Origin of the sequence: Mycobacterium sp. 1274761.0 (assembly GCF_001668615.1) — a bacterium.
Classification (GTDB): domain Bacteria; phylum Actinomycetota; class Actinomycetes; order Mycobacteriales; family Mycobacteriaceae; genus Mycobacterium.
In genome coordinates this window covers 1-24,147 of record NZ_LZMC01000038.1, presented here as the reverse complement: position 1 = coordinate 24,147, position 24,147 = coordinate 1, and the positions used below count along the sequence as shown (strand labels likewise).

General features: G+C 67.4%; 11 protein-coding genes. 2 read left to right on the top strand and 9 right to left on the bottom strand.

Features of this window, described 5'->3' with window-relative positions; all coding sequences use genetic code 11:
• The first annotated feature begins 15 nt into the window (after positions 1 to 15).
• Positions 16 to 5,319 carry a polyketide synthase Pks13 gene (pks13, locus tag A5651_RS06050; RefSeq protein WP_156662677.1) on the top strand — a complete coding sequence of 1,768 codons (5,304 nt, stop codon included), beginning with the start codon at positions 16 to 18 and terminating at the stop codon, positions 5,317 to 5,319.
• Positions 5,316 to 6,869 carry an acyl-CoA carboxylase subunit beta gene (locus A5651_RS06045; protein ID WP_066976758.1) on the top strand — a complete coding sequence of 518 codons (1,554 nt, stop codon included), beginning with the start codon at positions 5,316 to 5,318 and terminating at the stop codon, positions 6,867 to 6,869. The genes pks13 and A5651_RS06045 overlap by 4 nt, the downstream gene beginning before the upstream one ends.
• An 81-nt stretch (positions 6,870 to 6,950) precedes the next feature.
• Here the strand turns inward: A5651_RS06045 and katG are convergent, their stop codons facing one another.
• From katG to A5651_RS06000, 9 genes are all read right to left on the bottom strand, one after another.
• Positions 6,951 to 9,179 carry a catalase/peroxidase HPI gene (gene katG / locus A5651_RS06040; protein ID WP_066976756.1) on the bottom strand — a complete coding sequence of 743 codons (2,229 nt, stop codon included), beginning with the start codon at positions 9,177 to 9,179 and terminating at the stop codon, positions 6,951 to 6,953.
• Between the two features lie 37 nt (positions 9,180 to 9,216).
• On the bottom strand, positions 9,217 to 9,672 hold the full coding sequence (locus tag A5651_RS06035; RefSeq protein ID WP_066976754.1) for a Fur family transcriptional regulator: 456 nt from the start codon (positions 9,670 to 9,672) through the stop codon (positions 9,217 to 9,219).
• A gap of 70 nt (positions 9,673 to 9,742) precedes the next feature.
• Positions 9,743 to 12,955, bottom strand: coding sequence for an arabinosyltransferase domain-containing protein (locus A5651_RS06030; RefSeq protein WP_066976752.1), 3,213 nt, complete (start codon positions 12,953 to 12,955; stop codon positions 9,743 to 9,745).
• 32 nt (positions 12,956 to 12,987) lie between these two features.
• Complete coding sequence (locus tag A5651_RS06025; RefSeq protein ID WP_066976750.1) at positions 12,988 to 16,269, bottom strand: arabinosyltransferase domain-containing protein; 3,282 nt, start codon at positions 16,267 to 16,269, stop codon at positions 12,988 to 12,990.
• A gap of 24 nt (positions 16,270 to 16,293) precedes the next feature.
• Positions 16,294 to 19,521 carry an arabinosyltransferase domain-containing protein gene (locus A5651_RS06020; RefSeq protein ID WP_066976748.1) on the bottom strand — a complete coding sequence of 1,076 codons (3,228 nt, stop codon included), beginning with the start codon at positions 19,519 to 19,521 and terminating at the stop codon, positions 16,294 to 16,296.
• Between the two features lie 11 nt (positions 19,522 to 19,532).
• Positions 19,533 to 21,389 carry a galactan 5-O-arabinofuranosyltransferase gene (locus tag A5651_RS06015; protein WP_197496557.1) on the bottom strand — a complete coding sequence of 619 codons (1,857 nt, stop codon included), beginning with the start codon at positions 21,387 to 21,389 and terminating at the stop codon, positions 19,533 to 19,535.
• Position 21,390: 1 nt separating this feature from the next.
• A complete protein-coding gene (locus A5651_RS06010) occupies positions 21,391 to 22,173 on the bottom strand; it encodes a decaprenylphospho-beta-D-erythro-pentofuranosid-2-ulose 2-reductase (protein WP_066976745.1) in 783 nt (260 codons plus the stop codon).
• Positions 22,174 to 22,186: 13 nt separating this feature from the next.
• Positions 22,187 to 23,557, bottom strand: a complete 1,371-nt coding sequence (locus A5651_RS06005) for an FAD-binding oxidoreductase (protein WP_066976742.1) — start codon at positions 23,555 to 23,557, stop codon at positions 22,187 to 22,189.
• A gap of 31 nt (positions 23,558 to 23,588) precedes the next feature.
• Positions 23,589 to 23,987: a GtrA family protein gene (locus tag A5651_RS06000; RefSeq protein ID WP_066977272.1), complete on the bottom strand. Its 399-nt coding sequence runs from the start codon at positions 23,985 to 23,987 to the stop codon at positions 23,589 to 23,591.
• Positions 23,988 to 24,147: the final 160 nt, after the last annotated feature.

Genomic DNA, 24,147 nt, shown 5'->3' with positions numbered 1-24,147 from the left:
CCCGCCCGCACCGACATGACCGTCGCCGAGATGCGCGAATGGCTGCGCAACTGGGTCGCCAACGCCACCAGCCAGTCGGCCGACGCCATCGACGAGTCCACCCCAATGGTCGAACTCGGCCTGTCGTCGCGCGATGCGGTCGCGATGGCCAGCGACATCGAAGATCTCACCGGTGTGACGCTGACGGCCACCGTTGCCTTCCGTCATCCGACCATCGAATCGCTGGCCACGGTCATCGTCGAGGGTGAGCCCGAAGTCGAGCTGTCCGATGATGACGAGGACTGGTCACGCGAAGTTGATGAGGACATCGCGAACATAGCCATTGTGGGCCTGGCCACCCGCTTCCCCGGCGACATGAACACCCCGGACGAGACGTGGCAGGCACTGCTCGAGGGACGCAGCGGCATCACCGATCTGCCGGAGGGCCGCTGGGAGGAGTTTCTCGACGAGCCGCGGATCGCCGAGCGGGTCGCCAAGGCGCGCACCCGCGGCGGATACCTGAAGGACATCAAGGGTTTTGACGCCGAGTTCTTCGCGCTGTCGAAGATGGAGGCCGACAACATCGATCCGCAGCAGCGGATGGCGCTCGAGCTGACGTGGGAGGCGTTGGAGCACGCCCGTATTCCCGCGTCGTCGCTGCGGGGCCAGAGCGTCGGTGTCTACATCGGCAGCTCCACCAACGACTACAGCTTCCTGGCGATGTCGGACCCGTCGGTCGCCCACCCGTATGCGATCACGGGCACGGCCAGCTCGATCATCGCGAACCGGGTGTCGTACTTCTATGACTTCCGCGGGCCGTCGGTGGCCGTCGACACGGCGTGCTCCAGCTCGCTGGTCGCCGCGCACCAGGGCGTGGCTGCGCTGCGTTCGGGTGAGGCCGACGTTGCGATCGTCGGCGGCGTCAACGCGCTGATCACCCCGCTGGTCACGGTGGGCTTCGACGAGGTCGGCGGCGTGCTCGCGCCCGACGGGCTGATCAAGTCGTTCTCCAAGGACGCCGACGGCTACGCGCGCTCGGAGGGCGGCGGCATGCTGGTGCTCAAGCGTGTTGCCGATGCGCGTCGCGACGGCGACGACATCCTCGCCGTCATCGCGGGCAGCGCGGTCAACCACGACGGCCGGTCCAACGGCCTGCTGGCACCCAACCCGGACGCGCAGGCCGAAGTTCTGCGCAAGGCGTACAAGGACGCCGGCATCAACCCGCGCGACGTCGACTACATCGAGGCCCACGGCACCGGCACCATCCTCGGTGACCCGATCGAGGCCGACGCGCTGGGCCGGGTGGTCGGCCGCGGCCGTCCCGCCGACAAGCCCGCCCTGCTGGGTGCGGTGAAATCCAATGTGGGACACCTGGAATCGGCGGCCGGTGCGGCGAGCCTGGCGAAGATGACGCTGGCGTTGCGCAACGACAAGATTCCGCCGTCGATCAACTACAGCGGGCCCAACCCGTACATCGACTTCGAAAACGTGCGGCTGAAGGTCGCCGACACCGTCACCGACTGGCCGCGCTACAGCGGGCATGCCATCGCGGGCGTTTCCGGCTTCGGCTTCGGCGGCGCCAACGCCCACCTGGTGCTGCGCGAGGTGCTGCCCTCAGATCTTGTTGAGCCAGAACCCGAATTAGAGCCCGCCTCCGACGGCAAGCACGCCGCGTCCGATGCCGACGCGGTGTTCGTCGGCGGGGTGCGGATGGACGAGTACGGCGAGTTCGTTGATGACGCCGACGCGCTTGACGCGCCCGCCCACGTCGCGGACACCGAACCCGAACTGCCCGGCCTCACCGACGAGGCCAAGCGGCTGCTTGAAGTCGCCCGCGAGGAGATGGAGGCGCAAGAGCAGCCGACGCCAGTTGTGCCACTTGCAGTTTCGGCGTTCCTGACCTCACGCAAGCGGCTGGCCGCCGCTGAGCTCGCCGACTGGATGGATAGCCCCGAGGGCCGGGCCTCCTCGCTCGAGTCGATCGGCCGTTCGCTGTCGCGGCGCAACCACGGCCGCTCGCGCGCAGTGGTGATGGCCCACGACCACGATGAAGCGATCAAGGCGCTGCGCGCGCTCGCCGACGGCAAGCAGAGCCCGAACGTCTACAGCGCCGACGGCCCCGTCACCAATGGACCCGTCTGGGTGCTCGCCGGATTCGGTGCGCAGCACCGCAAGATGGGTAAGAGCCTGTATCTGCGCAACGAAGTGTTCGCAGAGTGGATCAACAAGGTCGACGCCCTGGTGCAGGACGAGCGCGGCCACTCGATCCTCGAGCTCATCCTCGACGATGCGGTCGACTACACCGACGAAACCACCGAACTGCCGATCGAGAAGGTGCAGCTGGTCATCTTCGCGATCCAGATCGCGCTCGGGGAACTGCTCAAGCATCACGGCGCCAAACCCGCTGCGGTGGTGGGCCAGTCGCTCGGTGAGGCCGCGGCCGCCTACTTCGCCGGTGGTCTGTCGCTGGCCGACGCCACCCGCACCATCTGCTCCCGCTCGCACCTGATGGGCGAGGGCGAGGCGATGCTGTTCGGCGAGTACATCCGGTTGATGGCGCTGGTCGAGTACTCGGCAGACGAAATCAAAACGGTGTTCTCCGACTATCCCGATCTGGAGGTGTGCGTCTACGCCGCACCGACCCAGACGGTGATCGGCGGGCCGCCGGCCCAGGTCGACGCGATCATCGAACGCGCCGAGAAAGAGGGCAAGTTCGCCCGCAAGTTCCAGACCAAGGGCGCCAGCCACACCCAGCAGATGGATCCTCTGCTCGGCGAGTTGGCCGCCGAATTGCAGGGCATCGAACCGCGTCCGCTGCACACCGGCTACTTCTCCACCGTCCACGAGGGCAGCTACATCCGCCCGGGCGGCGAGCCGATCCACGACGTGGAGTACTGGAAGAAGGGCCTGCGGCACAGCGTGTACTTCACGCACGGCATCCGCAACGCCGTCGACAACGGCCACACCACATTCCTGGAACTGGCACCGAATCCCGTGGCGCTCATGCAGGTTGGGCTCACCACCGCCACGGCGGGGCTGCACGACGCACAGCTCATCGCGACGTTGGCCCGCAAGCAGGACGAGGTCGACTCGATGACCGCTGCCATGGCGCAGCTCTTCGTGCACGGCCACGATCTGGACTTCCGGACACTGTTCCCGCGCAAGTCCAGCGGCCTGGCCGGCGCACTCGACTACGCGAACATCCCGCCGACGAAGTTCCGCCGCAAGCCGCACTGGCTGGAGGCGCACTTCACCGGCGACAGCTCGACGATGATGCCCGGGAACCACGTGGCCACGCCCGACGGCCGCCACGTGTGGGAGTACGCGCCGAAGGGCACGACCGATCTTGCCGCGCTGGTGAAAGCCGCTGCCGCCCAGGTGCTTCCGGATGCCAAGCTGACGGCATCCGAACAGCGCGCGGTGCCGGGTGAGGGTGCCCGCCTGGTGACGACCATGACCCGTCATCCCGGCGGTGCCAGCATCCAGGTGCACGCCCGCGTCGACGAGTCGTTCACCTTGGTGTACGACGCCGTAGTAAGCCGAGTGGCGCGGGGCGGTGCTGCGGGTGGCGCCCTTCCGGTCGCGGCTGCGGCGGGTGCCGCGGTCGAGCAGGCGGTCACCGAAGCCACGCCGTTAGTCGTGGAAGACCAGGACGCCGATGCAGAAATCTTGCAGGACAACCTCACCGCGGGTGCAGGCATGGGCGCCGGTTTCGCCAAGTGGTCGCCCGACAGCGGCGAGACTGTGCGCGACCGGCTGGCCGCGATCGTCGGCGGCGCAATGGGTTACGAGCCCGAGGACCTCCCGTGGGAGGTGCCGCTGATCGAGCTCGGCCTGGATTCGCTGATGGCCGTGCGGATCAAGAACCGCGTCGAATACGACTTCGACCTGCCGCCGATCCAATTGACGGCGGTGCGGGATGCCAACCTCTACAACGTCGAGAGCCTCATCCAGTACGCGATCGAGCACCGCGACGAGGTCGCGGAGCTTCACGAGCACCAGAAGACGCAGACTCCCGAGGAGATCGCCGCCGAGCAGGCCAAGCTGCTGAGCGGCGCCAGCCCCGAGACGGTGACGGCGCCCGCGCCCGATCCGCAGGCCGAGCCGGAAACCCAGCCCGAATCCGATGCGGCGCCACCGGCATCCGACCTGCCGATCCCGCCGCCCCCGACCGACCCGTCAGGTCCGAAGGCCAACGGGGACAAGGCCTCTGCGGCCGCGCTCGCCGCACAGGTGCTGACCCAGGAGGCCGTCACCGAGGCGCTCGGTGCCGACGTGCCACCGCGTGAGGCCGCCGAGCGCGTGACGTTCGCGACGTGGGCGATCGTCACCGGCAAGTCGCCGGGCGGCATCTTCAACGCGCTGCCGCAGCTCGACGACGAAACCGCCGAGAAGATGGCCGCCCGTCTTTCGGAACGCGCGGAAGGCACGATCACCGTCGAGGACGTCAAGAACTCGCCGACCATCGAGGCGCTGGCGACCATCGTGCGTGAGCACCTCGAGGCGGGCGAGCTCGACGGCTTCGTCCGTACCCTGCGGGCGCCGAAGGAAGGCTCAAAAGCCGTTCCTGTCTTCGTATTCCATCCGGCCGGTGGTTCGACGGTGGTCTATGAGCCCCTACTGAAGCGGTTGCCGGCGGACACCCCGATGTACGGGATGGAGCGCGTTGAGGGGTCGGTCGAGGAGCGCGCCGCGCAGTACGTGCCCAAGCTGCTGGAGATGCACGATGGACCGTTCATCCTGGCGGGCTGGTCGCTGGGCGGCGCGATGGCCTACGCGTGCGCGATCGGGCTCGAGCAGGCCGGCGCGGACGTTCGGTTCGTCGGCCTGATCGACACCGTTCGCCCCGGTGAAGAGGTGCCGCAGACCAAGGAGGAGACCCGCGCCCGCTGGGACCGCTACGCGCGGTTCGCCGAGCGCACCTTCAACGTGCAGGTGCCCGCGATCCCCTATGAGGAGCTCGAGGAACTCGACGACGAGGGACAGGTGCAGTTCGTCCTCGACGCGGTCAAGGCGAGCGGCGTCGAGATCCCCGGCGGAGTGATCGAGCACCAGCGCACGTCGTATCTGGACAACCGCTTGCTCGAGACCGCGGAGATCAAGCCCTACGACGGACACGTCACGCTCTACATGGCTGACCGCTACCACGACGACGCGATCTTCTTCGAGCCGCGTTACGCCACCCGCAAGCCCGACGGCGGCTGGGGCGAGTACGTGGCCGACTTGGAGGTCGTGCCCATTGGGGGCGAGCACATCCAGGCGATCGACGAGCCGTACATTGCGAAGGTCGGCGCCCACATGAGCGAGGCGATCAACCGGATCGAGAGCGAGAGCAAGTGACGAACAAACCCACTGCGGAACTTCTGTCCGAACTTCGCGAAAAGCTGGAGCTGGCAAAGGAACCCGGTGGTGAGAAGGCCGTCGCCAAGCGAGAGAAGAAAGGCATCCCGAGTGCCCGGGCGCGCATCCACGCGCTGCTCGACCCCGGCAGCTTTCTGGAGATCGGTGCGCTGTGCAAGACGCCCGGTGATCCCAACGCGCTGTACGGCGACGGCGTGGTGACCGGCCACGGCACCATCAACGGCCGGCCCGTCGGCGTCTTCAGCCACGACCAGACGGTGTTCCAGGGCACCGTCGGTGAGATGTTCGGCCGCAAGGTGGCCCGGCTGATGGAGTGGGTGGCCATGGTCGGCTGCCCCATCATCGGCATCAATGACTCCGGCGGCGCCCGCATTCAGGACGCCGTCACCTCGCTGGCCTGGTACGCCGAACTCGGCCGCCGCCACGAGCTGCTGCGCGGCTTCGTGCCGGAGATCTCCATCATTCTCGGCAAATGCGCTGGCGGAGCGGTCTATTCGCCGATCCAGACCGACCTGGTGGTGGCCGTCCGCGATCAGGGCTACATGTTCGTCACCGGCCCCGACGTGATCAAGGACGTGACGGGTGAAGACGTCTCGCTCGACGAGCTCGGCGGCGCCGAGGCCCAGGCCCGGTACGGCAACATCCATCAGGTCGTCGAGGACGAGAAGGCAGCGTTCCAGTACGTCCGCGACTATCTGAGCTTCCTGCCGCCCAACACCTTCGACGATGCACCGATCGTCAATCCCGGCCTCGAGCCGGAGATCACCCCGCACGACCTCGAGCTCGATTCGATCGTGCCGGACTCCGACAACCAGGCCTACGACATGCACGAGATCTTGTTGCGGATCTTCGACGACGGCGATGTTTTCGATGTCGCACAGCAGCAGGGGCAGGCGATGATCACCGCGTTCGCGCGGGTCGACGGCCGCCCGGTCGGGGTGGTCGCCAACCAACCCATGCACATGTCGGGCTCGATCGACAACGAGGCATCAGACAAGGCCGCCCGGTTCATCCGATTCTGCGACTCCTACAACCTGCCACTGATTTTTGTCGTCGACACCCCCGGCTTTCTGCCCGGTGTGGCGCAGGAGAAGGGCGGCATCATCAAACGCGGCGGCCGCTTCCTGAACGCGGTCGTCGAGGCGGACGTGCCGAAAGTGACGATCACCGTCCGCAAGTCCTACGGCGGCGCGTATGCGGTGATGGGCTCCAAGCAGTTGTCGGCCGACTTGAACTTCGCGTGGCCGACGGCGCGTATCGCGGTGATCGGCGCCGAGGGCGCCGCGCAGCTGCTGGTGAAGCGGTTCCCGGATCCGACCGCGCCGGAGGTGCAGAAAATTCGCGCCGACTTCATCGAGGGCTACAACCTGAACATGGCCACGCCGTGGATCGCCGCCGAGCGCGGGTTCATCGACGCGGTCATCGAGCCGCACGAAACCCGGCTGCTGCTGCGCAAATCGCTGCATCTGCTGCGCGACAAGCAGCACTACGGCCGGGTGCAGCGCAAGCACGGTCTGCTGCCGATCTAATCTCTCGCCACCAATGAACGGCCGCGCATAAGCAAACACCCCGCGAGCTTTGAGCCCGCGGGGTGTTGCCTTCCAGCGCTGTTACTTCTCCAGGTCGAACCGGTCGTTGTTCATGACCTTGACCCAGGCCGCGACGAAGTCCTCGACGAACTTCTGCTTGTTGTCGTCCTGGGCGTAGTGCTCGGCGAGCGCCCGCAGTTGCGAGTTCGAGCCGAACACAAGGTCATTCGCGGTCGCGGTCCACTTCGGCTGACCGGTTGCGCGGTCGGTGCCCTCGTAAACGTTCTCCGCGGTGCCCGACTTCCATTCCGTGCTCATGTCGAGCAGGTTGGCGAAGAAGTCGTTGGACAGCACGCCGACCTTGTCGGTGAACACGCCGTGCTTGGTGCCGCCGTGGTTGGCGCCCAGCACACGCAGGCCACCCACCAGGACGGTCAGCTCGGGTGCCGTCAGATCGAGCATGTATGCCTTCTCGATCAGCAGCTGCTCCAGCTGTTCCTTCTCGCCCGGACGGACGTAGTTGCGGAAGCCGTCGGCCCGTGGCTCCAGCACGGAGAAGGAGTCGACGTCGGTCTGCTCCTGCGACGCATCGGTACGACCGGGCGCGAAGTGCACGTCGATCTCGTAGCCGGCGTCGCGCGCCGCCTTCTCCACCGCCGCCGAACCCGCCAGCACGATCAGGTCGGCCAGCGAAACCTGCTTACCGCCCGCGCTGTTGAAGTCCTGCTGGATCTGCACGAGAACCGGCAGCACCTTCTCGAGCTCCGACGGCTCATTGGCCTCCCAAGTGCGCTGCGGCTCAAGGCGAATCCGTGCACCGTTGGCACCGCCGCGCTTATCGGTGCTGCGGAAGCTGGCCGCCGACGACCACGCCGTCTTGATCAGCTGCTGGACCGACAGGCCGGAGTCGAGCACCTTGGCCTTCAACGCCTTGATGTCGGACTCGTCGATCAGTTCACCCTGGACCGCAGGCACCGGGTCCTGCCACAGCTGGGGCTCGGCCACCCACGGTCCGAGGTAGCGGCTGATCGGGCCCATGTCGCGGTGCAGCAGCTTGTACCACGCCTTTGCAAATGCCTCGTTGAGCTCTTCGGGGTGATCAAGCCAACGACGCGTGATCGCACCGAACTCGGGATCCACCCGCATCGAGACGTCGGTCACCAGCATCGTGGGCTTGCGGGGCGGGCCGCCGAACGGGTCGGGGATGGTCGCCTCGGCGTCCTTGGCTTCGAACTGCCACGCACCGGCCGGGCTCTTGGTCAGCTCCCACTCGTTGCCGTAGAGGATCTCCAGGTAGGCGTTACTCCACTTGGTGGGGGTGTTGGTCCACACCACCTCGAGCCCGCTGGTGACCGCGTCGGCGCCCTTGCCGGAGCCGAACGGGCACTTCCACCCCAGGCCTTGCTGCTCGATCGGGGCACCCTCGGGCTCGGGGCCCATGCCCTCGTCCGGGCCTGCGCCGTGGGTCTTGCCGAGTGTGTGGCCACCGACGATCAGAGCGGCGGTCTCCGCGACGTCCATCGCCATCCGGCCGAAGGTGTCCTTGATGTCCTTGGCCGCCGCCAGCGGATCCGGCTTGCCTTCTGGCCCTTCGGGATTGACGTAGATGAGGCCCATGGTGGTGGCGCCGTACGGCTCGGCGAGCTCACGGTCACCGGAGTACCGCTTGTCGGTGCCCAACCATTCGTCTTCCTCACCGAAGAGGATCTCCTCGGGCTCCCACACGTCGGGACGACCGAAGCCGAAGCCGAACGTCTTGAAGCCGGCCGACTCCAGGGCCACATTGCCCGCGAACACGATGAGGTCGGCCCACGAGATCTTGTTGCCGTACTTCTGCTTCACCGGCCACAGCAGGCGGCGCGCCTTATCGAGGTTGGCGTTGTCGGGCCAGCTGTTGAGCGGGGCGAAGCGCTGCATGCCCTGACCGCCGCCGCCGCGGCCGTCGTGGATGCGGTAGGTACCCGCGGCGTGCCAGCTCATGCGGATGAACAATCCGGCGTAGCTGCCGTAATCGGCGGGCCACCAGTCCTGTGAGGTGGTGATCACCTCCATCACGTCGGCCTTGAGCGCCTCTGGGTCGAGCTGGCTGAACGCCTCGGCGTAGTCGAAGTCCTCGCCGTAAGGGTTGGAGGCCGAGCCGTGCGCGTGCAGCTTAGAGACGTCGACCTGGTTGGGCCACCAGTCCTGGTTGGTCCGCGGAGCGTGCGCCTTGGGCTTCGGCGACGGGACGACCGGGTTCTCGCTCTCGCTGACGCTGGCGGTGCCTGAGCCAGAAGCGGGGGGACGAGCATCGGATGTATCAGATGACACAACATTCCTTCCGGGAGTGGGTTTCAACGGGCTGTGATCACGGTTGTGATCGCGAAGTCGGACTGGCCGCACAGTCGGGGCACAGGCCCCAGTAGATGACCTCGGCTTCGTCGATGGCGAATCCGGCCAATGAGCCGTCGTCGTCGGATGCGGTCAGGCAGGGCGCCTCGCCGACCGCGCAGTCCACGTCGGCGATGACGCCACAGGACCGGCAGACGACGTGATGGTGGTTGTCGCCGACCCGCGACTCGTAGCGCGCCACCGAGCCCGACGGCTGGATGCGCCGCACCAGGCCGGCGGCCGTCAGCGTGCTCAACGAGTCGTAGACGGCTTGATGGGATACCTCGGGCAGGTCCGCGCGCACGGCACGGATGATCGAATCGGTGTCGGCGTGCGGGTGGGCGTGCACCGCGGTCAGCACCGCGACCCGCGGACGGGTCACACGCAAAGCGGCGCCTCGCAGCATCTGCTGGAAGTCCTCCGACGTGCGCATGTAGGAAAGTCTTATCCCTTTTCTGGAATAAGTCAAGAAATCCGCGGGATGCTAATTTCCCGATTTTCGGTCAGGCGCCGATCCGGATCTTGTTGGGCTTCCACAGGCCGCTGCGGGTTGCCGTGCCGAGCTCGATCTGCGCCGGAACGGCGTCTCCGCCAATCCAAGTGGTGTCGAACCTGCGCAGCGAACCCCAGTCGCGGCCCCAGTCGCGCGACAGGTAGGTGGCCATCACATGCGCCCGCAGCAGGAGGTCGGTGATGCCGAGCAGCCCGCCGTTGCGGCCGTCCTGCCAGGTGTCGGTGTCCTGCTTCTTGGCCGTGTAGTCCGGGGTGATCCGGAACTTCGGCACCTGGGTCACGCCGTTGGCGTGCAGCATCGGCTGCTGGCACGGGAACGCCAGACCGACGGCCCAGTCCATCAGCACGGGCTGGCTGGAGCCGACGTACTCCTGCAGGGACCGTAGCTCGGGCACCCGCGGAGGCGTGACGGCGATCCAGTCGCCCGGCGTCAGCGAGCGGTCCTCGGCCACCACCCGCACCGCGACCGCGTCGGCGGGAATGTCCGAACGCGCGAACCGCAGATTCCGCCACGACGGCGCCACGGCGATGTCGTCAGGCACCAGCCTGCCGGCCGCCACGGGAACCCCGCCCGGGCCTGGCCGGGCATACTCGAGCTCGACGGTCTGGCCGTCGGTGTGGCCGTTCAACACGCTGTTGCCCGCGATGGTGCCCGCCGCGGTGATCACCACAAGCGGATGCGCGTCGTCGGCCGCGGGCAGCTGATACCAGGCCGACGCCAGCTTGCTCTGCTGCTGCACACCCTCGGCGTAGGTGCCCGCGACGGGAACCCGCGCCGGGTCAAGCCCGTACGGCAACGGCACGGTCGACCCGTTGACGCCCTTGGTGGTGAGCTTGACGGCCGCGTCCCAGTCGTAGTCGGTGCCCGGCATCGGCAACGTGAGCCGAATCGACTCTGCCACAATGTGATCGGGCACACCGTTGGGACTGAAACCGACGGGGTTCTCGCCGCCGAGCGGACCCAGCGGACCGTAGTTTCCCGGCAGCGGCGTCATGAAGCCGTTATTGGTGTCGGGCTCGACCAGCACATCGTCGGCCAATCCGCAGCCGCCGGTGAACGCGCGCAGGTTAGCCCACGCATTCGAATACGTCGGGTACTGGCGCACCACGCCGACGAGCATCGAGGCCACGAACACGATCACCATAAAGCCCGCCGCCAGCGGTATCGGCGCAAGAGTCAGGGCGCGTGCGAAACGGCCCTCACCGCGGTCGCGCGGCGCGAAGTGCAGCCACAGGGTGTAGACCGCCGCGACCGCGGACAACGCGAAGAAGATTGTGCTGATGGTGATTCCGGCGACCTTAGGCATCGCGTTGTTGAACGGAACCCCGAAGCTCGAGACATACCACCAGCCGTTGGTCGTCGCAAAGCACAGCGCCAGCAGGAACAGCACCGCCGTGACCACCGTCATCCGGTTGCGCGACCAGCGCAGCACCTTCGGCGACACCAGCACGGTGGCCAGCGCCGCCATCGCCGCGCCCACGGCGGCGAACAGTCCGAAGTGATGCACCCACTTGGTCGGGGTGAACATCAGGAAGAACATCGTGCCGAAGATGATGCCGATCAGCCGCCACGCCGGACCACGGGCCACACCGGCAATCCGCTTGCGCCGCAACAGGATGAACATCGAGGTGAACAAGCTCAGCGCGGTCACGAAGAAGCCGAACCGCCGCGACAGCGAGCCGTCCACCGTCGGCAGGAACAGGTAGTAGTACCGCAGGTTCTCGGTGTACCACTCCTGGCTCGGGCCGATCGCGGTGCGAATCCTGGTGGCCTCCAACACCGTTGCCAGTGTCTGGTCGGCGAAGACCACGGTGAGGATCACGGTGCCGGCCGCGAGCAGCGGTGCGATCAACGGCCAGGTGCCCACGACGCGGTGCCTGCGCACCAGGATCCGCAGCAGCGGTCGGCCACCGGCGAGCAGCGCAGCCACCGCGATCAGGCCGGTGGGCTGAATGCCGAGGGTGAATGCGGCGGCGATCACGGCCAGGGCCGCAGGCGTCATCCGCGCCGAGCTGATGGCGCGCTCGATCAGCACATAGGTGATCAACGCGCCGACGGCGATCTGCCCCTCGGGCCGCAGGCCGTTGTTGAACGGCATCCACGCGGCCAGCAGCACCAGGCCCGCGGCCCACATCGCCGCCTTGGACGACGCCACCGCCGGGCCGAACCGGGGCAGCACCTCGCGAGACAGCAGTAGCCAACACACCAGGGCCGCAATCAGATCCGGCAGTCGGATCCAGATGCTCGCATCGCTGACGTGGGTCATCAGCGCCAGCACGTTGTAGTACCAGCCGAACGGATCCTCAGGGCTACCGAACCACCTGAAGTAGTTCGACATGTAGCCCGCATGGTCGGCCACCCGGGCCATGCCGAGGATGTAGCCGTCGTCGGAAGAGTTCGCGCCGGCGACATGCCACAGCAGGAACCCGCCGACCACAACGACGTCGGCGGCGGTGAAGGTGCGCCAGCGCTGTGGAATGAGGCGGTGCATCCGCCTGCCGTCGAGCCGGTCCAGCCGCCACAGCGCCAGCAGCGCGACGACGGTGGCCGCGATGGCACCCAGCATCGCCCCCAGCTTCAAAGCTGTTGGCTTGCTGGTGAATCGGGTGTCGATGGTCGCCGACAGGCTCAACCCCGGCGGGGCGGGGCCGACCAGGTCGGTGAAGACGCCAACGATCTGCGGCCGCAGGTTGGGGTCGGCGAACCCGCTGCGCAGTTCCTTGCCGGTGGTCGGATCGGTCAGGCCGACGAACGTCGCGAAGGTGCCTGCGTCGGTGGAGGTGATCTCGATGCGCGAGCATCCCAGCGATGTTCCGCCGCCGGCGACCCGCGCGCGAGGCACGCTCGCGATCACCACGTTGCGGTCGGTGATGTCCACCCGCTGCGGTGTGACGTTGACGAACAGCGCTTCGAGCGCGGCTTCCTTACCGCGCTTGGGTGCGGTGCCGAGCACAGTGCCGCCGTTGGGCGGCATCGCGCGGATCACGTCGCACGGCACCGTCACCGTCATCGTCACCGGAACCTGCGAGATCAACGGCGCCGTAACGTTGTTCAGCTGACCGTTCTGAGGCCAGTTCAACGTCGCGGTGGTCTGCACCACCGGCAGCAGAGGCGTGGCCACCGACAGCACGAACCCGATCAGTCCGGCGATGGTCGCCACCCACCGGGTGAGCTTCACGTCACCTCTCACGGCTTGGCTCATGGGTTCTCTCACGGCTTGGCTCACGGCTTGGCTCACGGCAGCGCCCTGATCGGTCCGCTGCGGCTCCAGCCGTGCACCGTCACCGAACCCTGGTCGATCACCGCGTCAGGGGCTTGCGGCTCGGGCACCAGCCGGTAGTAGCGCTCGATGGCGCCCCAGTCGCGGTACCAGTCGTCGCGCAGATAAGACGGCACGGAGTCGGACCGCAGCAGCGCGCGGGTGATCAGCAGTGGACCGCCGTCCTCGCTGGACTGCCACTGGTTCGACGACACCACGGTCTGCTTGAGGTTGGGCAGAATGCGGAACCCCGGAAGTTGGGCCACGCCGAGGTGTTCGGAGAACGGGCGCTGGCATGGGAAGTTCGCGGCAGTGGCGATGTCCATCAGCACCGGGGTATTTGATCCCATCATCTGTTGCGCGGTTTCGAGCACCGGCACCCTCGGCGGCGTGAACGCGAACCACTGGTCGGTGGACAGGTTGGGGTCGTCGGCGACGATGCGCACGACGTTGGTCTCCGGCGGCGCCCACGCCAACGGGAAACGCAGGTTGCGCCAAGCCTTTTGCATGAAGATATCGATCGGCTGGACCTGACCCAGCGCCTGATAGGACCCGTCGGGGCGGTGCACGCCCCATTCCAGCTTCAGTGACTGGCCGTAGTTGAAGGAGTGGTCCTCCTCGTAGTACCAGATCGCCCCGGCCGCGGCGACGGTCACCAGCGGACGATCCGGCGTGCGGGGCGGCAACTGGTACCACGCCGACGTGGCCTTGGCGGCGAGAGTGTTCTCGTTGTAGCTGCCCATCACCGGTGTGCGCTTCGGATCCAAACCGAACGGCAGGAAGACCCGCGACCCGTTGACGCCCTCGGGGCCGTAGCCGCCGCTGGTGCCCGCCGCGTAGCCGACGCCCGCGTTCGGCTTGTTGGGCGAGCCGTCGGAGTTGACCGTGCCGGGGTTGGCGATCACCGGTTCGGCGGGCTCGAGCGTGTCGCTGACGCCGTTGGGGTTGAACCCGACCGGGTTCTCACCGCCCAGCGGCCCGTACTGCCCGAACCGCTGGCCCGGAACCGGTTGCAACATACCGGCATTGGTGTCCGGCTCCACCAGGACATCGTCGGCCATGGCGCAGCTAGGGGCGGACGCCCCGGACAAAAGGTCAGTCAGGGCAGCCACGTTGGCCTTGGCCGTGGTGTAGACGGGGTACCGCTGCGCGGCGCCCTTGGCCATCGACCCCACCTCGAGCACGACCATGATGACCGCCACCACGAGCAGAGGCGTCGACGCCAGGGCGCGGTTGCGGCCCGTATTGGCGACCTCGGTGTGCCCGGCGTAATCCATCCGGAAGTGCAGCCAGCCCGCCAACAGGCCGGTTATCACCGCGAGCACCAGGAAGATGAACGTGACCGGAACGCTGGCGATCACCGGCTGTTTGTCGAACCACGGCACGCCGTAGTTGCCGGTGTAGAACCAGGCGTTGAGACCCGATGTGGCCCACGCCAGGATGAACAGCAACGCGGTTACGTAGAGGACCAGGTTGCGGCGGGTTTGCAGACCCACGCGCGCGAACGCGAACGCCGTCACCGCGCCCAGCGCCCCCGCCAGGCCGGCGAAGGCGCCGAACTGCACGGCCCACTTCGTAGGCGTGAACGTCAGCAGCAACAGCCCGACGGCGCATGCGCCGAGCAGCCGCCACACCGGACCCGATGCGACGCCGGGCACGTGCCCGCGGCGCAGCAGCACCGCGATCATGCCGAACAGGCACAGCATCATCACCAGCACGGCGAACCGGCGGGTCAGCGACGAGTCGGCACTGTCCTCAACGGTTAGGAAGTAGTAGCGCAGGAACTCCTGGTACCAGGCGATGGTCGGGCCGACGACGTATTTGATGCGGGCGGATTCGGCGACCGTGGCCAGCGTCTGGTCGCGGAACACCACCACGAAGATCAGCGACAGCGAGGCCACCAGTGGCGCCAAGGGTGTGAGGAGGCCGTCGACGGGCCTGCGGGCCCGGATGTTGCGGGCGATGGCCCTGGCGCCGACCAGGATCGGGGCCAGCGCGATGAGCCCCTGCGGGGCGGTGGTGGCGCTGAACACGGCGATGACGATCGCGACCGCTGCGGGCCACAGCCTGCGGGTGCCGATCGCGTTTTCCACCAGCACCCACGCGGCGATGACACCGAACGCGATGATCGGCTCGGGCCGTAGGCCGTTGTTGAACGGCAGCCACGCGGCCAGGTACACCGCGCCGGCGGTGAGTACCGCGACACGGTTGACCGCCACCCGCCTGCCGAGCCGGGGCAGGATCCACCGGCTGATGATCAGCCACGTCGCGATTGCCGCCGCGGTAGCGGGTAGCCGCATCCACACGCCTGCGGTGCTGATCGCGGCAAGGTGGGCCAGCACGCTCTGGTACCAGTCGAACGGCGCTTCGCTGGCGCCGAAGAACCGGTAGTAGTTCGCCGTGTAGCCGGCGTCGGCGGACACCCGCGCGATCGCCAGGTTGTAGCCGTCGTCCGATGACGTGGCCCCGATGACGTGCCACAGCAGCAGCGTGCCGATCACGCCGACATCGGTGACCCACGTGATGGGCCGGGCGCGCAGGATGCGGCGCCATGCGCCGGGCACACGTCGGCCACCTCGCCGGTCGAGCACCGCGAGCGCCGCGATGGACGCCAGCACACAGGCGACACCGAGCACCATCACGGCCAGCTTCAGCGTCGTCGGTGAGGTGATGAACCGGGTGTCGATGTCGATGCGCGCCGATAAGCCCGGCTGCGGAGCCACCTTCAGGTCGGTGAAGATGCCGGCGATCTGAGGCTTCTTCTCCGGCGCCAGCGTGCCGGTGGCGCCAGGGATCCCCACGAAGTCGGCGCCGACCTGGCCGACGTTGGCCCAGACGTGAAGCACGCTGCACTTGCCGGACGCCACCGCGGGCCGCGGCGCCGCGGCGGCGACCGAATCACGGAACGCGACGAACACCGTGTCGGCGGACGCGCGGACGAACAATGCGCCCCTGGTGGCGTCACTGGCGTCCTTCGGCACGGTGGACAGCACGACGCCGCCCTGCGTGGGCAGTGTCGCAATCACGGGGCAGGGGATAGAGATGTCGAGTGCCTGCGGAGCGCCGGACACCAGCGGGGCCGTGACGTCGGTCACCATTCCGTCCGAACCCGGCGCCTGCGGCCAGGAGATCGTTGCGGTGGTCTGCCTCACCGGAAGCAGGGGGACCAGCGCGCACAGCAGGACTCCGGCGATGCCAGCGACGACGGCGACAAGTCGGGCGATGGCGGTCAGCCGCTCAGAGTCGTCGCGTGGCACGAGGGTCGATGTTAGGCGACAGAATTAATGACGCAGCGGTGCCGGGCTCCACAGTCCGCTTCGTGTGGCCGAACCGAGATCGAGTCGGGCCGGCTGCGCGTCGCGGTACCACGGCGTGAACTGCTGTAGTTCGCCCCAGTCGCGGAACCAGTCGTCCTTCAGGTACGACGGCAGGGTGGTGGCGCGCAGCAGCAGCTCGCTGATGCCCAGCGGGCCGCCGCCGACGTTGTCCATCACCGGCGAGTTGGCCTCCGTGCCGAAGCGGTCGGGCATGATGCGCCACTTCGGTACCTCCATGACGCCGTTCTGGTGGCCGTACGGACGCTGGCAGGGGAACGCCATGCCGACCAGCCAATCCAGCAGCACCGGGTCTTGAGAACCGACGACCGCCTGCAGCGTGCGCAGTTGCGGGATCCGTGGCGGGGTGACCGCTATCCAATGCTGTGGTGCCAGGTCGTCGTCGGTGGCGACGAGGCGCACCTGCGTCGCCTCGGCGGGAACGGCGCCCAGCGGTGCCCGCAGATTGCGCCACGCCGGTGGCGCACCGACGTCGGCGAAACCGACGCCGCCCTTCACCTCGCCGTCGTCGCCGGCCCACTGGACCACGACATCGCCTGAGTCGAACCGGCCCGCCGCCGACACGACGAGGATGGAGGACGACCGGTCGAGTTGCTTCCAGTCGGCGGGTAAGCGATACCACGCCGACCGCAGCACCGCGGGTTGCTGGGTGCCGCTGCGCCAGCTGCCCATCACGGGTGTGCGCGCCGGGTCGAGGTTGAACGGCAGCCGCGCCCGCGACCCGTTGATGCCTGCGCCGGCGGTCGTGCCGCCCTCGGTGCCGCTCTGGTCGGTGTCGTCCTCGTCGCCCTGGGCGCTGTCGGCGAAATTGCTCGACGTGCCGGGTCCACCGCCGATGACCTCGTCGGCCGAAAGGTTGGTCGGAATGCCGTTGGGGCCGAAGCCTTCTGAGGTGGGACCGCTGAGCGCCTCGGCCGGCGGGCCGACGGGCGTGAGCATGCCCACGTTGGGGTTCTGCTCGACCATCACATAGTCGGCGAGGCCGCAGCGCTTACCGGCGATGGCACCCAGATTCGACCGGCCGACCGACCATCCCGGCCACAGGTCGATCATCCCGAGCGTCAGTGACAACACTTCGAACACGACCAGCAGCCACGTCGCAATTGCCAACGGGGACTGAAGTATTCGCGTCAGCCGCCGTTGGCTGCCATGGGGCGGGGACCGGTCGTGGCCGTAGAAGTGGAACCACGCGGCCACCAGAAGAGCGATGACGGCAAGCGCCAGCAGCATGGTCGTGAACCCGAAGTGCCATTCCGGGAACTGGTTTGACCACGGCACACCGAAGTTGGAGACGTACCACCAGCCATTGACGCTGGCGAACGACAGCGCCATGACGAACAGGACGGCGGCGGCGAAGATCGTTCGGTTACGGCGTGACTTCATCGCCGCTGCGGTGACGGCGACCGCCGCCAACGCGCCCAGCGAACCGGCCAGCCCGGCGAAGACGCCGAAGTGGTGGGTCCACTTGGTCGGGGTGAACATCATCGCCAAGAACGAGATGATGGTGATGCCGATGATGCGGCGGCTCGGGCCTGCGGCGGTGCCGGGAATCCTGCCCTTGCGCAAGGTCATTGCGACCGACACGGCCAGCGCCAGTAGCACCGTCAACACCCCGAAGCGGCGGGCCACCGACCCGTCGGGGGTGGCCATGAAGAGCCGTTCGTAGCGGATGTGTTCGTCGAACCAGCTCAGGCTCGGCCCGACCGCCGACTTGAACGTGCTGGCCTGGATCTCGGCGGCGAACGTCTGGTCGCGGAAGATCAGGAAGATCGTCACCGTCGCGGCGGCAAGCACGGGCGCCAGCAGGGCGAGGTAGCCGAACCGCGAAGTATGGCTGGCGACAATGGTTTTCAAGGGCCCGACCGCGACCAGCAGAGCGCCGACGGCGGCGATACCGGTGGGGCCGGAGAACAGGGTGAGCGCGCCGATGATGATCGCGATCGCCACCGGCAGCACCCGGCTGGTGGCCACCCCCCGCTCGACCGAGCACCAGGTGAGCAGGATGCCCAGCGCGATGATCGGTTCGGGCCGCAGGCCGTTGTTCAGCGGAAGCCAGAAGGCCAGGAACATACCCGCGGCAGTCCATTTCGCCGCAGGGTTGGTCTTGACCGCGTGGCCGAGCCGCGGGATCACCTCACGACTGATCACCCACCAGCAGGTGAGCGCCATCAACAGCGTCGGCAGCCGGACCCAGACACTGTTGGCGCTGACGTGCGACCACAGCGCGAGCAGGTCGTAGTACCAGCCGAACGGCGCCTCGGGTGTGCCGAACCACCGGTAGTAGTTGGCCATGTAGCCGGCGTGCTCGGACACCCTGGCCATCGTCAGGATGTAGCCGTCGTCGGAGGTGTTGGCGCCGACGAAGTGCCACCACACCAGCACCGCGATGACCAGCACGTCCAACGGGCGGATCGACCACCAGCGCGGCGGAAGGAATCGTCGGTGCCGCATCCCGTCGGCGGTGTCGAGGACGTGTAGTGCGCCGAGCGCGATGACGGTCATCAACACCCCGACGATCATCACGATCAGCTTCAGCAGCGTCGGGGAGGTGCTGTAGCGGGAGTCGATGGTGGCCGAGAACTTCAGGCCGGGCGGCGCGGGACCGGCCAGATCGGTGAACACTCCGACGATCTGGGGCCGGAAGTCGTAGCCGCTGCGCTCACCCCGTAGCGGTTTGCCGGGGTCGTTGGTTTCGGGTCCGGTGACCAGCCCGACGAATTCACCGGTGACTTTGTCGGCGTGCGCGGTGAACGTCAGCTTCTGGCAGGCAGGGCTGAGCACCTGGCTGAGCGGCGCGGTGACGACCGGCGTGTTGCGGACGATGACGAGCAGGTCGTTGTTGACGCGCTCGATCAGCAGGCCGCGATCAACGGCCTTGGGCGCCTGTTTCGGCACCGTGGACAGCAGCACCGTGCGGCCCGCGTTCTGCGGACCAGCCAGGCCGGCGGCCGTCGAGCAGGGCACGCTGATGTCGAGGTCGGTGGCCACGTAGCCGATGAGCGGCGCGTTCACGCTCTGCAGGACGCCGTTCTGCGGCCAGTTCAACTGCGCGGTCGTCTGCTTGACGGGAAGGAACGGAGTGGCCACGGCCAGCGCGGCGCCCAGAAGACCGGCGATGACGGCGATCAACCGCGCAGTGCGGTGATTGGTTTCCGGCCTTCGGTCGTGGACCACGGGGCTAGATGTTAATTGGGCAGTCGGATCGCCAGCACGAACGGTCCGATCTCGGAAACGGTGAACCGCGGATCGTCGAACAACGCGGCGTCGAGCGCTACCTGGTAGCGACGGACGTTGGGCTGGTTAGGGTAGACGTCGGCGGCCAGGCGCAACGTGTAGCTGGCGTCGGTGTCACCCGCCCCGCCGCGACGCATGAGGAACACCGTCGGCGGCCGCCACGGGAGCGCGTCGAGCTCGGCGATGAACTGGTCGGGGTGCTCTAGCGTCGACCACCGTTGGATCGCCGAGGCGCGCTCGTCGAACTGGGCCAACGGGTTGGCGTAATGCGACGTGAGCCCCTGGAACCCGTAATAGGGGTAGTACGACAGAAAGCTGTAGTCGGCGGTGAGCACGACGGTGTCGCTGCGCGGTCTGCCGGTCACCTCCTGGATTTTCGCGTCGATCTCGCGGTAGTACTTCTCGGCGCCGGGCGGGCGGCGGTCGGCGCGCTGGCCGTAGCCGTCGGTGTCGGTGTAGGCGACGACGATGTCGGAGCGCAGCACGTCGGGGATGTCCTGGGCGAACGTCAGGGCGCCGAGCACGCCGACAGCGGATGTGGCTGCGACGATTCGGCGATGGGTTGGCTGTTCGTAGCGGCGTGCGATCGCAAGCGTCAGCTCGATGAAGCCGAACGCGCCTGCCGCCGTCAGCAGGACGGTCAACGTGGGCTGCAGCCGGAACGACAACAGCGTCGTGCCGGCGAGGGTGGCCAGCATCGACAGCAGCGACCAGACGTAGACCGCGACCACACCGAAGGCGAGCCCACCGGCACGCGTCGACCTACCGGCGCGTACGACGAGCCAGAGCGTGCCGAGCATGCAGAGCGCGCCGAGCAGCGTGAACTCGAGCATCGGGAACGACAGCTGCGCGCCGTCGGGCGGCAGGTAGTGCGTGGCCGTGCCGGAGTCCGCGGGTGAGCCGCGGAGGGCCGCCAAAAGGTAGGGCAGCCAACCGATCAGGGCGATGGCGACGGCGATCGCCGCGATGACTGCCACCCGTATGAGCGGTTCCAGACTGCGGCGGGCGAGCGCGAGAGCGACGGCCATGAGGACGACGGTGAAGGCGCCGTAGGCCAGCAGCAGCGTGTAGGACAGGGCGGCGACGCCGAGGAACACACCGACACCGACGACGGCCGCCCAACCGCCGGAGCGTGTGCGCCCGCGCAGCCCGGACCACGCGAGCACGAACACCGGCGGCAGCAGCACGGTGATGACGGCGGCGTACGGTTCCGCAGGCGAGTAGGCCAGCGTCGCGGCGGCGGTGGCGGTCGTGACGATCAGCGCGTACTCGAACCGAATCATGCTCCCCCACACCACGAATGCCAGCACGATCGCGACCGTGATGGAAGTGATCGCCCACGGCTTGAACATCTCCCACGCGGGGGTTCCGGTCAGCGCCGCGGCGCGCCCGCCGACCCAGAACCAGCCGGCCGGATAGTACGGCGGCAGGCCGAAGTAGGTCATGTCGCGCAGCGCGCTGGTATCGGTGAGGCGGGTCAGGTACTCGGTGCGGAACTGCTGATCGACGGAGATGCCGAACAGGTAGAGCTTGGTGGCGCCCAGCGGCATCGCGAGCGTGACGACCGAGAATGCGGACAGGAAGATCAGCCCGCCCGCATGCGCTATGACGCGGCGGCCGCGGCGCCAGACCCAGCCCGATGCGAGTAGCCCTGCCAGGCAAAAGAATTGACCGACGGTGGTGAGCGCGTGCAGTTGGTTGGACGAGTTGTAGGCGGGCCATTCCACCCGGGCGATGGCGATCAGCGCGACGGCCGAGACGATCAGCGCGACGACGACCGCCACCGTCATCCGGCCGAGCACGGTCATATCAGATGGGCAGCTTGCGGAAGATGGGCCGCGGGATGTGCCGCAACACCATCATCACGTACCGGAACGTTCCCGGCGCCCACACCAGCTCCTTACCCTTGGCCGAAGCTGTGACCGCCAACTCGGCGACGTCTTCCTTGTCGACGGTGAACGGCGCTTCCTTGGTGCCGGTGGCCTTCCAATGCTCGATGGTGGTTGAGGTGCGGACCTGGCCCGGCCGGATCACGAGCACGCGGACTCCGTGCTCGCGCAACGCTTCTCCGAGGCCGAGGTAGAAGCCGTCGAGGCCGGCCTTGGTGGAGCCGTAGACGAAGTTGGAGCGCCGCACCCGCTCTCCGGCCGCCGAGCTCATGGCGATGATCTGGCCGGAGCCCTGTGCGCGCATCTTCTCGCCGAGCAGCACACCCACCGAAACCGCTGCCGTGTAGTTGATTCCGGCGATCTGGACCGCCTTGCGCTGGTTCTGCCAGAGTTCCTCGGCGTCACCGAGCAGGCCGAACGCGACGATCGCCACGTCGATATCACCGTTGGCAAAGGCCTGGTTGATTACCTCGGGATGGCTGTCGGTGTCGAGTCCGTTGAAGTCGATCCACTCAACGGACTTGGCGCCGGCCGCCTTCATCTGGGTGATGGCGTCGTCGCGCTTCGGGTGGTCGGGGAGGTCGGCCAGCACGATGCGGGCGGACGCGTTACGCAGATAGCGCTCGCATATGGCCAGTCCGATCTCCGAGGTGCCGCCGAGCAGCAGAATGGCCTGCGGGTTACCTGTGGCGTCAAATACCATGCGACAACACCATTTACAGGAGCTCCAAACGTCGGGCCATGTCGGAGGCGAATACGCCGTCGGGATCGACCTTGCGGCGCACGGCGATCCACTCGTCGATCCGCGGATACATGGCGTGAAACATCTCGGCGGTGGTGCGGGAGTCCTTGGCGGTGTAGAGCCGCCCGCCGAACTCGAGAACGCGTCGATCGAGTTCGTTGAGGAATTCATTGAGGCCGGCTTTGACCTGGAAGTCGACGCAGACGTTCCAGCCGGGGATCGGGAAGCTCAGCGGCGCCTGGTTGCCGGGGCCGAACAGCTTGAACACGTTGAGGAACGAGTAGTGCCCCGAGCGTTGGATGTCGTACATGATGTTTTTGAACGGCTCGACTGCCTCGGTGGGCACGACGAACTGGTACTGGGTGAAACCGACTGCGCCGTAGGCCCTGTTCCACTCACCGACCATGTCAAGCGGGTGGTAGAACTGCGTCAGGTTTTGCGCCTTGCGGCGGTAGGTCTTGCCGGTGCGGTACCACAGTTCGGTCATCGCCCCGAAGATCAGCTTGTTGCCGAGGCCGTTGGGGAAGATGTCGGGCGTGGTGAAGTATTGCGGCGCATCGAATTTCAGTGGGTCGGCCTGCAGCTTCTTCGGCAGCTGGTCGACGGTGGCGAGCGAACCGCGGGAGATTACGGCGCGGCCCAGCTTCGGGGGCGCGCTGATGGCGTCGAACCATGCACTCGAGTAGGTGTAGTTGGATTCGCTGCCGTCGCTGTGGAAGGCGATCGTTTCATCAAGGCCCGTGGTGACGTCGCCGTCGGCGATGAAGTACGCCGTCTCCGTCGGGGTCATCGCGATGGTGGCGCGCAGGATGATTCCGGTCAGGCCGTTGCCGCCGACGGTAGCCCAGAACAATTCGGCGTCGGTGCCGTCGGGAGTGAGGTGGCGGACCTCGCCGTCGGCGGTCAGCAGTTCCATCGAGCGCACGTGGTTGCCGAAGCTGCCTGCGCTGTGGTGGTTCTTGCCATGGATGTCGCAGGCGATGGCGCCGCCGACGGTGACCTGGCGGGTGCCCGGCAGCACCGGCACCCAGAGGCCGAGGGGCAGCGCGGCGCGCATCAACTGGTCGAGGTTCACGCCCGCGTCGACGTCGACAAGGTGGCTGTCGCGATCGATTGAGTGGATCTTGTTCAGCGCCGTCATGTCGACGACGATGCCGCCGCCGTTCTGCGCGTTGTCTCCGTAGGACCGGCCGAGGCCCCTGGCGATCACACCGCGGGTGCCGCCGTGGGCCGCGTGTGCGATGGCCTTGGCGATGAGTTCCTGATCCGGCGTCGAGAGCACCTGAGCCACTGACGGGGCGGTGCGGCCCCAGCCGGTCAGGCGTCGAGAGGTGGTCGGAAACATCGTGACGAGGGTACCGTGCGACGCTTCCGCCTCAGCGCAGCCGGAAAATGACCGACCGCTGAACAACGAAGTTGATCACGGTGGCCGTGCCCTGTGCGATGACGAAGGCCACGACGACGGCGGTCGGGGTGTAGTCGAGCAGCCGCAGGAAGAGGTGGTTGAGCCCGACCTGCACGACGAACGTCGTGATGTAGAGGGCCCACACGGCGGCCAGCCGGGCCCTGCTCGGGGGCGCTTGGAACGTCCAGCGCCGGTTCAGCAGATACGCCGTGGTGGTGCCCGCGATCCAGCCGATGATCTTGGCCAGGTCTGGTTGCATGCCGCCGATCCGGTAGAGCACCACATACAGCCCGAAGTCGACAATCGCCGAGAACCCGCCAGTCACGACGAACCGCCATATCTGCGTGGTCAACGTCAGGTTCGGCTGCATCGGCGGCTCGGTCACCCGGGCAGCCTACTCAGAAGGGCGGAGTGTCGAGTTGGTTGAGTGTGCGTTCGGCGGTGATGCGGGCGGCGTTGTCGGCGGCGCGGGTTCGTTTGCGCCGGGGCATCATCAGTGCGCGGTCACCGGAACTGGGTGGGGGTATGGC

Bases quoted from the DNA above. Each gene is read 5' to 3' on its own strand.
- pks13 (WP_156662677.1), top strand. From the start codon at position 16: ATGACCGTCGCCGAGATGCGCGAATGGCTGCGCAACTGGGTCGCCAAC.
- A5651_RS06035 (WP_066976754.1), bottom strand. From the start codon at position 9,672: ATGCGCACGTCGGAGGACTTCCAGCAGATGCTGCGAGGCGCCGCTTTG.
- A5651_RS06030 (WP_066976752.1), bottom strand. From the start codon at position 12,955: ATGAGCCAAGCCGTGAGAGGTGACGTGAAGCTCACCCGGTGGGTGGCG.
- A5651_RS06010 (WP_066976745.1), bottom strand. From the start codon at position 22,173: ATGGTATTTGACGCCACAGGTAACCCGCAGGCCATTCTGCTGCTCGGC.
- A5651_RS06015 (WP_197496557.1), bottom strand. From the start codon at position 21,389: ATGACCGTGCTCGGCCGGATGACGGTGGCGGTCGTCGTCGCGCTGATC.
- A5651_RS06005 (WP_066976742.1), bottom strand. From the start codon at position 23,557: ATGTTTCCGACCACCTCTCGACGCCTGACCGGCTGGGGCCGCACCGCC.
- A5651_RS06000 (WP_066977272.1), bottom strand. From the start codon at position 23,987: ATGCAGCCGAACCTGACGTTGACCACGCAGATATGGCGGTTCGTCGTG.